Source organism: Williamsia sp. Y853 (assembly GCF_056786495.1).
Map to the genome: position 1 here is coordinate 568,204 of NZ_JBXCJC010000001.1, position 12,631 is coordinate 580,834.

General features: G+C 62.7%; 11 protein-coding genes. 4 read left to right on the forward strand and 7 right to left on the reverse strand.

Annotated features, from left to right (window positions below):
* Window positions 1-12: 12 nt before the first annotated feature.
* From AC1TPF_RS02795 to AC1TPF_RS02810, 4 genes are all read left to right on the forward strand, one after another.
* Window positions 13-1,320 (forward strand): lipase family protein, encoded by a 1,308-nt coding sequence (locus tag AC1TPF_RS02795; RefSeq protein WP_482144005.1) that lies wholly within the window; start codon window positions 13-15, stop codon window positions 1,318-1,320.
* A 146-nt stretch (window positions 1,321-1,466) separates the two neighbouring features.
* Window positions 1,467-2,015, forward strand: coding sequence for a DUF2243 domain-containing protein (locus tag AC1TPF_RS02800; protein ID WP_482142543.1), 549 nt, complete (start codon window positions 1,467-1,469; stop codon window positions 2,013-2,015).
* Entirely contained in the window at window positions 2,012-2,821 is an 810-nt protein-coding gene (locus AC1TPF_RS02805; RefSeq protein ID WP_482142545.1) for a cytochrome c oxidase assembly protein, read from the forward strand. The genes AC1TPF_RS02800 and AC1TPF_RS02805 overlap by 4 nt, the downstream gene beginning before the upstream one ends.
* A gap of 262 nt (window positions 2,822-3,083) precedes the next feature.
* The gene (locus AC1TPF_RS02810; RefSeq protein WP_482144007.1) at window positions 3,084-4,187 is read left to right on the forward strand and encodes an alpha/beta hydrolase; all 1,104 of its coding nucleotides are present in this window, start codon (window positions 3,084-3,086) and stop codon (window positions 4,185-4,187) included.
* A 115-nt stretch (window positions 4,188-4,302) separates the two neighbouring features.
* On the opposite strand, the gene AC1TPF_RS02815 is transcribed toward AC1TPF_RS02810, so the two are convergent.
* The 7 genes from AC1TPF_RS02815 to AC1TPF_RS02845 form a co-directional block, all read right to left on the reverse strand.
* Complete coding sequence (locus AC1TPF_RS02815; RefSeq protein ID WP_482142546.1) at window positions 4,303-5,058, reverse strand: maleate cis-trans isomerase family protein; 756 nt, start codon at window positions 5,056-5,058, stop codon at window positions 4,303-4,305.
* On the reverse strand, window positions 5,034-7,205 hold the full coding sequence (locus AC1TPF_RS02820) for an FAD-dependent monooxygenase (RefSeq protein ID WP_482142548.1): 2,172 nt from the start codon (window positions 7,203-7,205) through the stop codon (window positions 5,034-5,036). The genes AC1TPF_RS02815 and AC1TPF_RS02820 overlap by 25 nt, the downstream gene beginning before the upstream one ends.
* A gap of 8 nt (window positions 7,206-7,213) precedes the next feature.
* Complete coding sequence (locus AC1TPF_RS02825; protein WP_482142550.1) at window positions 7,214-8,950, reverse strand: nitrilase-related carbon-nitrogen hydrolase; 1,737 nt, start codon at window positions 8,948-8,950, stop codon at window positions 7,214-7,216.
* 73 nt (window positions 8,951-9,023) lie between these two features.
* The gene (locus tag AC1TPF_RS02830; protein ID WP_482136611.1) at window positions 9,024-10,508 is read right to left on the reverse strand and encodes an aldehyde dehydrogenase family protein; all 1,485 of its coding nucleotides are present in this window, start codon (window positions 10,506-10,508) and stop codon (window positions 9,024-9,026) included.
* Window positions 10,505-11,416, reverse strand: coding sequence for an ABC transporter permease (locus AC1TPF_RS02835; RefSeq protein ID WP_482136610.1), 912 nt, complete (start codon window positions 11,414-11,416; stop codon window positions 10,505-10,507). Before AC1TPF_RS02835 ends, AC1TPF_RS02830 begins: the two co-directional genes overlap by 4 nt.
* Window positions 11,413-12,345: an ABC transporter permease gene (locus AC1TPF_RS02840; RefSeq protein WP_482136609.1), complete on the reverse strand. Its 933-nt coding sequence runs from the start codon at window positions 12,343-12,345 to the stop codon at window positions 11,413-11,415. Before AC1TPF_RS02840 ends, AC1TPF_RS02835 begins: the two co-directional genes overlap by 4 nt.
* Window positions 12,342-12,626 carry a hypothetical protein gene (locus tag AC1TPF_RS02845; RefSeq protein WP_482142552.1) on the reverse strand — a complete coding sequence of 95 codons (285 nt, stop codon included), beginning with the start codon at window positions 12,624-12,626 and terminating at the stop codon, window positions 12,342-12,344. Before AC1TPF_RS02845 ends, AC1TPF_RS02840 begins: the two co-directional genes overlap by 4 nt.
* Window positions 12,627-12,631 lie beyond the last annotated feature (5 nt).

Below are 12,631 nucleotides of genomic sequence, written 5' to 3' on the forward strand. Positions count from 1 at the left end.
CTTTCAGCAACCCTGTCGATCCTCCTGGCTGCACTGGTGGCAGTGTCTGTGAATATCCCAGCGGTCCAAGCAGAACCGGTGCGTACTCCAGACCTGGGTGAGGTCTTCAACGGCTATGTCATCGGAACGTTCGCCGATGGCCGTGTTGCGAGCCCCGACGAGATCTTCCAGGGCCTGGCCCCAGGCGATCCGTTCTACGACGAGCCGCGACTTCGAGGCGACGAAAAACCGGGAACCATCCTCAAGGCCAAACCGGTTGCGGTGCAGTTCACCGGGTTTCGTCCCGGCAACATCGACGCATATAAGTTGATGTACGTCACCACCGGCCTCGACGGCAGTGCCGAGATCAGTACCGGCATCCTGATGATTCCCCGCGACGGCAAGAAGAATTCAGAACGTGGCGTTGTCGCGTATCAGGAAGCCAACGACAGCGTCGGCGCCTACTGCCATCCCAGCACCCAGTGGACGGGCGGCGCTCCGATGGACGGCTCCTCGTGGTCTGCACTGGGACCGCTGGGTCAGATCTTCGGCAAAGGTCTGGCGGTGATGATCTCCGACGTCGGTAACGATGGTGATCCGTTGCCACACGGCGTCTTTGCCGGAAAGTTCGGCGGCAATGCGAACCTCGACGGGGTGCGGGCCGCGTTGGCCCTGCCCGAGGCAGGCCTGAGCGCTGACGCCCCGATCTCGATCTTCGGGATCGCGGGCGGCGGCGTCGGCGCAGCATTTGCGGCCGAGAATCAAGCCACCTACGCACCCGAACTCAACGTGAAGTCGACCGTGCTCGAAGGCATGGTTGTCAACCAGCGCAACTTCATTCGCACCGCCGACGGGTCTGTGGGTTCGGGTTTCGCGTTTGCCACGCTACTCGGTCTCGAACCGCGCTATCCGGAGATGAAAATCGACGAGAAGCTCACTCCTGCCGGTAGGGCGATGGCAGATGTGTTCCGGACCCAGTGTCAGACACCCGCCTACTTCGGGACACCGTTCCTGCCGCTGCGCACGCTGTTCACCAGCGGCCGGAACCCGGCGGATATCCCAGAGTTCCAGCACGTCTACAACGACAACCTGCTGGGAACCAAGACCCCGAAGTCAAAGGTGCTGATCACGTCCTGCGTGGCCGATGATTCACCGATGTCTTTGGTCCCAGCCCAGGATGCGCGGGACCTGACCGCGACCTATCGGGCCGGAGGAACCGACGTCAGCTATCAGCCAACCGACTGCAGCATGTTCAACGCACTGACCAACCTGTACGGATGGGGCACCGACCTGTTCGGCATGCAAACCGTGGACTGGATGGCCAACACCCTGAAGGAATGACCGGCTCGAAGGAGACTTCCCCGGGGGGTCTCGTTCGATGTTTGCGACCACGCCCCATCGGCTACCCGTGTCACCTACCCGAGCGTCATGAACTGAACGAAGTACGCGCATCGGTGCAGGTGAACACCGCCTCCGAAGGGGAACGAATGAGTACATCCGCAGACTCCACGGTGGAAACGACGGCCAGATCGCTGACGCTTCCCGGTGTGGTGCTTGGCATCGGACTCGGCGGGTTCGTCGACGGAATCCTGCTACATCAGATCTTGCAATGGCACCACATGCTCACCAGCACCAACAGTGACCACATCGGTGTGCGTTATTACCCCTCCGACACCGTTCACGGACTGAAGATCAACACACTGTGGGATGGGTTCTTCCACACGTTCACCTGGCTCGCCGTCCTGATCGGCCTGGCACTGCTCTTCTCCCGGGTGACGAGCTCCAGGCGCCGGTTGTGGACCTCACGCGCCCTGTGGGGATGGGTGCTGGTGGGCTGGGGTTCCTTCAACCTCGTCGAGGGGATCATCGACCATCACATCCTCGCGATTCACCACGTCCGCGGAGGTGAACACCAAACCCTCTGGGACATAGGGTTCCTGATCCTGGGTGCGGCACTCATCGCGGTCGGCTGGTTTCTGCAGCGTTCGGCACGTCCCACCGATGCGGAGGCCCCTACAGCGGAACTCCCGACATGAGCGCCCTGGCTCACGCATCGTCGGCACAGCCCGGTATCGACTGGGACGTGGTCCTCCCCTATACCGCCATGGCCGTTGTCGCCGGCGTGTATCTGATGGCCGCGTTCCTGCGTGCGCGGGAACCTCGCGGCTGGAATCACTGGCGCACAACGAGCTTCATGATCGGCATCGCGATCCTGATCATCGCATTGCGCCCATCGGTGTCTGACAGCTTCGGTGACCACATGCTCGGACATCTGTTGATCGGCATGTTCGCGCCACTCGCACTCGTCCTGGCCGCACCGATGACTCTGGTCTTGAGGTCGGTCCCGCCGCGGTGGGGTCGCTCACTGGTGCATCTGTTGCGGTCGAAACCCGCAAGCCTGATCACCAATCCGGTTGTCCTGCTCACTGCGAATCTCGGCGGGTTGGCGTTGCTGTACTTCACGCCGCTGTTCGTACTCGCCGAGGCCAATCCGTTGGTGCACGGAGCAATTCACGTGCACTTCTTCATCGCCGGATACCTGTTCGCCTGGATGATCGCCGGCCCAGACCCCGGACCCGACCGCCCATCGGTACGCACGCGGCTGGTGGTTCTCGGCGCGGCCATTGCCGGGCACGCCATCATTGCCCAACTCCTGTACGCCGGGATACTCGTGAAAGTTGCTGCACCACCGGAAGAACTCCGAGACGGCGGGACGCTCATGTACTACTGGGGTGACATCGCAGAGATCCTCCTCGCACTGGCCCTGCTGATCACGTGGAGACCCGACCACCGGATGCCGAGAACGGCGGTCAGATCCCACACACTGCAAGGCCAGACCTGAGGCGATCAACTGTCGAATTCGCCGAATACCACCGGGTGCCGACAGGTTGGTTTCCGTTTAGTGAACAGAATCGCAGTACAAGCGTTCACATCGTCGTCCCCGAAAGGGATTAATCCGAAGAAACCTACGACCATGGGTGAACTCCGCTTTTGAGAAACAATTTGGTCTCATTATTTTGGGGCGACCATCACCGAACAGCCTTCAATTAAAGATGCGGTATGTTTCCATTCAACCTTTACTGAGTCATTACATGGGGGAACCGATGGGCCACACAACCCGTACCGCTCATTCAACATTGCGGCGCACCGCGTGCTTGGGCACGGTGGGAGCGGTCGCCGCTGCCGCGACACTCATGTTCAGCGGAGTCTCCGGCGCAGCACCGAGCTTGGGCAGTTCAGGCAGTGGCAGCGTCGGTTCCGGATCGACCGTACCGGGACCGTTCCAGGAGGATCCCGGCCCGCCGCCGGTCCTACGCGACGACATCCTCGTCCCGGCAATCGATAAGACCGGAGAATCCGGAAAGCACGTTCGGTACAAAGTCGAATCACCAGCACTGCGCCGTGCGGTGACACTCGATGTCCTGCTGCCCGCAGACAATTCGGTGAAGCGTCCGACGCTGTACATGCTCGACGGAGTGAGCGCCGGGGACAACGCCAGTGGCTGGATGTACCAGGCAGGTGCCAAGAGCTTCTTCGCAGACAAAAACGTCAATGTCGTGATGCTCAATGGCGGGCGCTCGAGTGTGTACACCGACTGGGAGAAGATCGACCCGGTCCTCGGCCTGAACAGATGGGAAACCTTCACGACGAAAGAGTTGCCGCCACTGATCGACACCGCTTTGAACACCAATGGCGTCAACGCAATCGCCGGAAATTCCATGGGCGCGCAAGGAGCGATGATGCTCGCCCATAGGAATCCGAATCTCTACGACGGCGTAGCGACATTCAGCGGGTGCTATTCGACCAGTGATGCTGTGGGCCGTCTCTCCATCCAGCTCAGTGCTTCACTTCTGGGCGGCGACCCGGGCAACATCTGGGGCGAGTTCGGCAACGAACAATGGAAGGCGCACGATTCCGTCATCAATGCAGGAGCATTGCGCGGTAAACACATCTACATGTCAGTCGGGAACGGCTTGCCAGGCCCGCACGAAGATCCGAATTCAGACAACTACGCGAGAACCGTGATTGTCGGCGGTGCACTTGAGGTCGGCTCGAACCAATGCACCCGAACGATGGAAAATCGCCTGAACGAGCTGGATATTCCGGCGACGGTGACGTACGAGCCGGTCGGGGTGCATGATTGGCCGTATTGGAAGGACCAACTGCCGAAGGCATGGCCGACGCTCGAGAAGGCACTGGGCCTCTAGACGCCTGCGACATGACCACAGAAGCACACGTACCAGTCATAAGCACACGTTCAAACGTGTGCCTATGACTGGAGCGTGTGCTTCTGGGTCTGCAGTCGTCGAAACCGCGTAGGGGTCAGAACTTGGCAAGCAACGAACCGAAGCCGTCGACCTGATCCTTGATCCCATTCACTCGCAACGCATGCCAAAGTGTGGCGAGGTTGATGGCGATCACCGGCTTGCCGAGTTCACGCTCGAGGTCGGCCGCCACCTGCATCGCCTCCAGGTTCGTTCCACACTGGATCAATGCGTCGACGTCAGGGCCGTCGACGGCCAGGAAGCCCGCCCGGATGGCTTCCGGGGTCTCGTCTGCGATCGATGTGGCCGATGCCGACTTCAGGCCGTGCACGCCTGCCACGTCGAAGCCCAGTTCGGTGAAGTACTTACGAACCTGCTCATCACCGACAGGCTGGTAAGGCGTCATCACGCCGATTCGACGCGCCCCGAACGCTTTCAGTGCCTCACCGGCTGCGGTTGCTCCGGTGGACACCCCCAGGCCGGTCAGGCGGCGAACGTTGGCCTCGAACTCAGCGTTGCCGGCCACTCCACCCCAGAAGGTTTCCGCCGACATCCCCATCACGATGTAGTCGGGGTCGGCGGTCATCACCGTCTCCAACGCTGCGGGTAGCGCCTCGTTCAGGTTCTCCCGAAACAACCCGAACGCGTCGGCGGAGTCCAAGGCCACGGCCTTGATCATGATCCGCCCGGTGTGCCAGGACGAGTCCTGCAACCGGATCCGGTGGAACTCGCGCTCCACCGACGTATTCGTCGAGGGAACGATCAGCCCGAACTTCTTGCCCTTGGTGATCACTGATGTACCGGTTCCTGCCATTGTGGGTCCCTCTCGATTGAAGTGGTGCTCTGCGCCAGCTTTGCCTTCGCCCACCGGCCGACCTCGGCGTCAACTGCCAACTCAGCATCCACGCCCAGCGATTCGGTGAGGGCCTGCCAGTCCTGATGTGACTGGCCCGAGGCACCTGTACGACGAATTGATCGGTACGTCTGGGCGACCGCCCCGGCCGCGGCCAACAACGGGCCAACCGGGTAGATCATCAGGGCGACACCGCATTCGGCCAGGACACGCTCCGGCGGGAGCGCGGAATGATCACCGGCCTCGGACAGGTTCACCATCAGCGGCACGCCGGGCACTGCGTCGCGGATGCGACGCAGTTGCGTCTCCGTATATGCGCCCTCGACAAAGATCAGGTCTGCGCCGGCCGCCGCATACGCATGAATCCTCACAAGCGCGGCCTCCTCACCGTCGACCGCGAGCGCGTCGGTGCGTGCGATCACAAGCGCGCTGCGCCTGCTCCGCACCGCCATTGCGACCTTCGCCGTCATCTCTTCGACCGGAATCAGTTCCTTGCCGTCGGAATGTCCACATCGTTTGGGCGCCAACTGATCTTCGAACTGGATGGCTGCAGCACCGGCCCGCTCGAATCGCTCGACGGCCTCGCCGACCTGCAGGACACCGCCATAACCGGTATCTCCGTCGACGATCAACGCCAGGTCGGTGACCGCAGTCATGCGCCGGACCTGTTCCGTCATCTCGGCCAGCCCGAGGTAACCCAGGTCAGGACGGCCAAGCGCGGTCGCCGACACGGCAGCCCCGGATACATAAGCGACACCGAAACCTGCGTCGACGGCGGCGCGCGCCGTCACCCCGTCATAGACCCCAGGAGCAATCACGGGGCCGTAGCAGAGCCTCTCCGACAGGACGCGCCCAGCGGGCCGGGCGGTCTTCGGAACCGCATGCAACTCACGTGCCAAGCGGCCCAGCGTGATCCGCAGCGAGGTGAACATCGCCGAGGCACGCAGGTGCGCCCGCTTGTCGAGCAGCTCGATGTCCATCTCCGAGAGCTCGTCGGCGCGGGCAGCCCGGACCTCGTCGTCGTCGGAGCGCATCGAGTCGTAGTTCTTCTGCGCCTGGGCCTGCACATGGTTGAGTGCGGCATCACGACGCAGTTCGCTGTACAACGTTGCCGCATGGGTGTCGTCGGTGTCGTCCAGTGCTGCGTCGACACAGAGCGCAGCTGCCCACGCATCGTGGATGCCGCTGTTCATACCCATGCCACCGAGCGGGTTGTTGACGTGGGCGGCGTCTCCGACCAGCAGCGTGCGGCCAACCGAGAACGTCGCGGCCGCACGCATGTTCACCTTGTAGATGGATGCGTGCGGGATGTCGTACGCCGTCGGCTGAGCCGCGATACCCTGCAGCCGCGCTTCCAGCGCTGCGGGCTCCAGGGCCTGCTCATCGGACTCGGAGTCCCGGATCGGGAACAGTGCGCGCCAGTGGTTGGGGGTACGCAGCAGCACACCCCAGTCCTCCGGATCGGAGATGTACGAGACGTACGCGAGATCCGCGAAGTCGTCGCGGAACTCGTGGGTCGTCGAGATGACCAGGAAACGCTCGTCGTAGGTCCGTCCTTCGAACGAGACCCCCAGCGACTTGCGGATCGCCGATTGCGCGCCGTCGGCGGCGATCAACCATCGGGTCAGGATCGGACGATCGCGGTCGGTGTCGGGCAAGAAGATCCGGGTGTGGTCGTGTCCCTGCTCAACCCGCACCACCGGACTGGAGAACCGCAACGTCACATTGGGCATCGTGACCAGGACCTTGTGGATGATGCGGGTCAGGTTGTCCTGCTCGCTCTGAATCCGATACGGGTACTTGGTCTCTCCCTTGAGCAGACCCATGTCCATCTCCGAGAGGACCGTGCCGTCGCGTTCGCGGTACTGGAAGACCGGGGCCTCGAGTCCCACCGCAAGCAGGTCGTCGACAACACCGAGCTCTTCGAGCAGTTCGAGAGTCGACGGATGGAAGGTCGAAGCCCGTGATTCGCCGGACAAGCTGTCGCCTGCCTCGAGGACCAGGACCTCGTGACCCAACTGGGCCAGCTTCAGGGCCGCGACCATACCCACCGGCCCCATGCCGGCCACCACAACCGTCTCCATGGTGCGTTCTGTGTTCACAGACATGTTCTGTCTCAGCTCTTCTCGGCAAGCAGTGGTCCGTACAAATGCGGTTGACGGCTACCGACGGGGTCCAGGTGGTACCCCATCATCTTGTTGTGTGATTCCCGCAGATCGAGCCGAACGATCAGCTGTTCTTCAAAGCCGTGCCTGGTCCACTGCGCGGAGGGATAACGCATGAGCGCGATCGGCTGGCCGGGTATGAACGGATCGGCGCGCACGATCTGGCTGCCGACGATTGCCGGGCTGTCGAGCCGGTTCACCGATACGAGATGCACGCGGTTCTCTTCCGTCCGCTCGGTGGCGGCCATCTCGGGCGCCTCCTTTCGGTCCCAGTTCGCCGGATGCACAACAACTTCGGCGCCACGCAAGGTGAGCAGCCGCATCACCTCGGGAACCCATACCTCCGAGCCGATCATCATCCCGATCGCCCCGATCTCGGTGTGGGCCACCTCGATGGCGTCACCGGGACGCGCCCACTGCAGATCTGCGTGGTCGAGATGGGTCTTGCGGTATCGGAAGACCACGGTGCCGCTGTCGTCGATCAGATACGCGGTGCTGTGGTGACCACCGTCAACAGACTCTTCGACGAGGTTGACCACCACCCACAGCGAATGCTCGTTGGCCGCAGCGGAAATGGTTTCGAGCACCCGCGCGGATATCACTGCGGCCGCGGCCGGATCTGCGGCCACCTCGCCGGGTTTGAAGCAGAAGAGCTCCGGCAGCACCCCGAGGGTTGCACCCTGCACTGCGGCGTGGGCGATCTGCCCGACCGCGCGGGTTATCGTCCATTCCTGGTTGTGAAAGTACGAAACCTGCAGCGTTGCAACGTCAAGAAACTGTGATGGTCGCTGCGGATCCACCGGACCGAGCATCGATGCCACGGGCAGCGAGTCGTGCTCGCTGATCAGGTCGCCGTACAGGTCCGGGCGGCGCCAGCCGAATACGTCGGCGAAACCCGGTACGTCCTTGTTGTCGGCCAGGGCAGGAGTGATGTCGGCCCAGATCAGGCCTTCATCTTCCTCACCGGCGCAGGCAAGAGTTTCGCCTGTCGGACTGACGATCTGCGACCCACCCATCCATGGCCAGGCGTCGGCCGGGCCTCCGACAGTGTTCGCCGCGATATGCCAGACGTGATTCTCCATGGCACGCAGGGGCACATGGACCCGCAGTTCGTCGGGCCCGCGAGAGTTGAGAGAGTTGCAGAAGACCTGCGCACCTATGGTTCCCAGTACTCGGGGAACATCCGGAACGATGCCGTCGGCACACATCAGCAGTCCGAGACGGCCGACCTCGGTGTCAAAGACCTCGAGTTCTTTGCTTCCCGGTGTGAAGAGCGTGTACTCGTAGTCCCAGAACACGGTTTTGTGGTGGACGTACAGCAGGTCCCCGGAAGGACCGATCAGCAACGACGCGATGTAGACGTCCGGCGCCGTGGCGCCACGCACGTCCACGCCGACGACCGCATGGATGCCGGCATCACGACAGGCCTGTTTGAGACCGGCGACGAACTCACCTTCGAGTGTCTCGGAGAGTTCGTGGCACTCTTCGCGGCTGCCGTAGTTCCGCAGTCGATTACTGTTCTCTGGCAACACGATCAGCTGCGCACCGACCGCCGCCGCGGCGCGAATGTAGGCGGCGCACAGTTCGGTGTTCGCAGCGACATCGGTTCCGGAGAAGAATTGTGCGGCAGCTACCCGGACCGTGTCCGCGCCGAGAGACTCAAACGAGTCCAAAGTTGTGATTTCCATAATATGGCTATCGCCTTTCCATTATATGGGTAACAGTACCGCTGCTTGCGGCACCATCACCATGCGGGATGCTTCACCGCGCGACGTTCACGACCGTGCGCTGACTGTGCTCGTGTACGCCGAATCCGCCGTAGTCGATACCGATTCCGGATTGGCCGGCAAATGGCATCGGGATCGCGGCGTCGAAAGCGCCATGCTGGTTCACCCAGGCCGAGCCGACATCGAGCCGCGTGGCCACAGCCTCGGCCGCCTCGACATCGCTGCCCCACACCGAACCACCCAATCCGTACTCGCTCGCATTCGCCTGGGCGACAGCATCATCGATCGAATCGAACGCGATGATCGGGAGCACCGGACCGAATTGTTCTTCGACCACGAGCCGGTGATCGGACGGCAGACCCGTGACCACCGTCGGGGCGATGAACAGACCCCGCTCAGGAATCGGGCCACGATGTCCGTGGACCCGACCGCCTGCCGCGCGGGCGGCGGAGTTCAAGCCGAGCACACGTTCATACTGGGGACGATTCTGCATCGGCCCCATCTCGGTCGTGATATCAAACGGATCACCGAGTTGCACTGGCCGTAAACGATTGTCGAAGAGATCGACCATGTCGTCGACCCGACTGCTGTGGACGTAGATCCGCTTCACACCCGCGCAGAACGCACCGCAGTTGAGCAGACCCACCTGTGACGCGGTTTCGACAAATCGGCCGAGATCGGCATCCGCCATCACGATCGCGGCATCGTTGCCGCCGAGCTCGAGGGTGATCCGTTTGAGCTGATCTGCTGCAGCCCTTGCAATCACCTTGCCTGTCGCAGTCGATCCGGTGAACGAGATCTTTGCCACGCCGGGATGGGCGACCATGGCCGCCCCGACCTCGGGTCCACCGTTGAGCACGTTGAGGACGCCCGCCGGAAAGATCTCCCTCGCCAGAATCCCGAACCGCAGACCCGATAGCGGCGTGAACGGTGAACTCTTGAGCACCATCGTATTTCCGGCCATCAAAGCATTCGCGACTTTCACCACCGCGAGCAATACCGGCGAATTCCACGGTGCAATGGCCCCGACGACACCCAGGGGGCGTCCGGTCATCCGGATCGATTTGTCGGGATGGACTATGTCCGTGTCCATCTGACCGGTATCGGCGATCGTTCGGACAAAGCGCGCGGCACTGAGCACCTCGCTGACACACCGCCGCAGCGGGCGGCCCGTCTCGGCAACCAGCAGCATCGACAGCGTGAAGACGTCCTCATCGAGTGCTCCGGCGAACAAGTACAGCGCAGCTCGCCGCTGTGCCCACGAGATCGCCTGCCAGCCCGGAGCTGCCGCCGTCGCCGCGGCAACCGCGGCATCTACGATACCGGCGTCGCCGAACGGGGCCAGCGCGATGACCTCTTCGGTGGCCGGAAAGGGTACCGGCCGTTGCGAAGTCGCGGGCACGCTGATTCCCGCGACGGTCTGAGCGAGATCGAGTCCTTCGATCCACGCCGCGACGTCGTCGGGCACCTGCCCGTACAGCGCGTCGAGGTCGGGAGCGCTGGGTACCTTCTGGTTCATGTCAGTTCCGGATTCTGTGGTTTGGCATGGGCGCCAGGGTTCAGCGCATCGCGGATCGCGTCGCCAACCATGTTGAAAGACAGGACGATCAAGAGCAATGCCACACCGGGGAAGGCAATCGACCACCAGGCCAGGCGCAGCGCGGTCTGGCCGTCACCCAACATAGATCCCAGAGAGAACCCTGGCGCCTGCACGCCCAGACCGAGCAGACTCAATCCGCTCTCGGCCAGAACCGTCACCCCAACGCTGACCGACCACAACACGATGACCGGTCCGATCACGCTCGGAACGATGTGCCGCAGCATGATTCGGGATGTCGACGCGCCAAGCGTGCGCGCTGCGACCACGAAGTCGAGGCGGCGCACCTGCGACACCGAGCGCACGATCGTGCGCGCGTAGATCGTCCAGGACCACACCGACAGCACGACCACGAGGGTGACGATGCCGGGACCGAGGACCGCGGTCAGCGCGATGCCGACCGCGATGAACGGAATCGCGAACTGGATGTCGGCCAGTCGCAGGAGCGCCGGTCCGATGAATCGTTCGAAGTATCCCGCGAGTACGCCGAGGAACAAACCGAGCAACGCGCTGATGGTCGCCGTGACCACGCCGATGGTCAGGCTCAATCGCAACCCATAGAGTACGCGGCTGAACACATCTCGCCCGAGCGAGTCGGTGCCGAGAAAGTAACCGCCCTCTCCCCCCATCCACATCGGGGGAGTGTTGGAATCGGCAAGAATCTGCGTGGTCGGATCGTGCGGCGCGATCAACGGTGCGAACACCGAGAGAATCACCAGCAGACCCAGTAGGCAGAAGCCGATCTTTCCGGCAGGATTCGACCAGGCCTTGCCGAGGATTTCGCGGACCCGGCCCTGCGACCGGCGCGGTGTGGTGGTCGTAGCGCTCATGAGGACGCCTTCGCTCGGAGTCGGGGATCGAGAAGATGCACAACGGCATCCATTGCAATGTTCATCAGAGTGATCAGGACCGCGATGACAAAGACGCACGCCTGCACCGTCGGAAAGTCTCGCGCCGAGACACTACGGACGAGTAGTTGTCCGAGCCCGGCATAGTTGAGCATCGGTTCCAGGATCAACAGGGATCCGATCAACAGCGAGAAGAGGATTCCGAGGAAGGCGACGATCGGCGGAATTGCGAGGGGGAAGGCATGTTTGACCAGAACCGTCCGCGGTGCGAGACCTTTGGACTTCGCCATGATCACCGGCCCCTGGGCCAGCGCGTCGATCAGTTGTCCACGCACGAGCCGCGAGAGCGTCGAGAAGCCCTGAATGGTCAGGACGATGATCGGCAGGACCAATCCGATCGTGCCCCCGGCCCCGGTGGCAGGCAACCAACCGAGGTTGATCGCAAAGACCAGAACGAGCAGCAACGCGGTGATGAAATAGGGGATGCCGTCCAGGACAAAGGCGACCGCCATCAGCAGCCGGCCCCGGGTTTGAGCCTGGTGCAGGGCCGCATATCCACCTACCACTGCGGCCAGCAACACCGACAACAGCAGCGCCGGAATGACGAGCGACAGACTGGGTCCCAACCGAGCCCAGGCTTGCGAGCCGGAATCGAGCTTGGAGACGAACGATGTTCCGAAGTCCATCGTGAAGGCACCACGCAGCGAGTCGAGATACTGCACCAGGACCGGGGCGTCGAGACCGAGCCGGACTCGCGTCGCCTCGACCGTGGCCTCGCTGGCCTCGGGCGGTGACATCAGTTCGGCAGCATCGCCCGACAACCGGACGAGGATGAAGATGAAGGTGGTCACTCCCGCGATCACCGTCGCCAACAGCAGCAGCTTGCGGATCAGGTAGTTCAAGACCTTCATGGCTGGACCGGCCCCAGGGAAGCCCCACTCGCCGCAGCCATCAGCCGCTCGGTGAGCAGGTTGCGCTGTTCGGCAAGAAGGCCGGCGAGATCCGGGTCGCTCACCGGTTGGTCGATCGCAGACAGGTCGATGCCTGCTCCGGCCAAGGTGTGCTCGATGACCGTCAACCGGTCGCGCAGCACCCATGTCTCGGACGCGAGTTCGAGCATCATGCGCATCAGGGCGTCGGTGTCACCGTTCGCGGTGAGGTACGGGGCATCCTCGCGGGCAAATCCGGGCATGGTGT

What these genes read in the sequence shown, in the direction of transcription:
- AC1TPF_RS02800 (WP_482142543.1), top strand. Translation starts at nt 1,467, where the DNA reads ATGAGTACATCCGCAGACTCCACGGTGGAAACGACGGCCAGATCGCTG.
- AC1TPF_RS02805 (WP_482142545.1), top strand. Translation starts at nt 2,012, where the DNA reads ATGAGCGCCCTGGCTCACGCATCGTCGGCACAGCCCGGTATCGACTGG.
- AC1TPF_RS02810 (WP_482144007.1), top strand. Translation starts at nt 3,084, where the DNA reads ATGGGCCACACAACCCGTACCGCTCATTCAACATTGCGGCGCACCGCG.
- AC1TPF_RS02815 (WP_482142546.1), bottom strand. Translation starts at nt 5,058, where the DNA reads ATGGCAGGAACCGGTACATCAGTGATCACCAAGGGCAAGAAGTTCGGG.
- AC1TPF_RS02820 (WP_482142548.1), bottom strand. Translation starts at nt 7,205, where the DNA reads ATGTCTGTGAACACAGAACGCACCATGGAGACGGTTGTGGTGGCCGGC.
- AC1TPF_RS02825 (WP_482142550.1), bottom strand. Translation starts at nt 8,950, where the DNA reads ATGGAAATCACAACTTTGGACTCGTTTGAGTCTCTCGGCGCGGACACG.
- AC1TPF_RS02830 (WP_482136611.1), bottom strand. Translation starts at nt 10,508, where the DNA reads ATGAACCAGAAGGTACCCAGCGCTCCCGACCTCGACGCGCTGTACGGG.
- AC1TPF_RS02835 (WP_482136610.1), bottom strand. Translation starts at nt 11,416, where the DNA reads ATGAGCGCTACGACCACCACACCGCGCCGGTCGCAGGGCCGGGTCCGC.
- AC1TPF_RS02840 (WP_482136609.1), bottom strand. Translation starts at nt 12,345, where the DNA reads ATGAAGGTCTTGAACTACCTGATCCGCAAGCTGCTGCTGTTGGCGACG.
- AC1TPF_RS02845 (WP_482142552.1), bottom strand. Translation starts at nt 12,626, where the DNA reads ATGCCCGGATTTGCCCGCGAGGATGCCCCGTACCTCACCGCGAACGGT.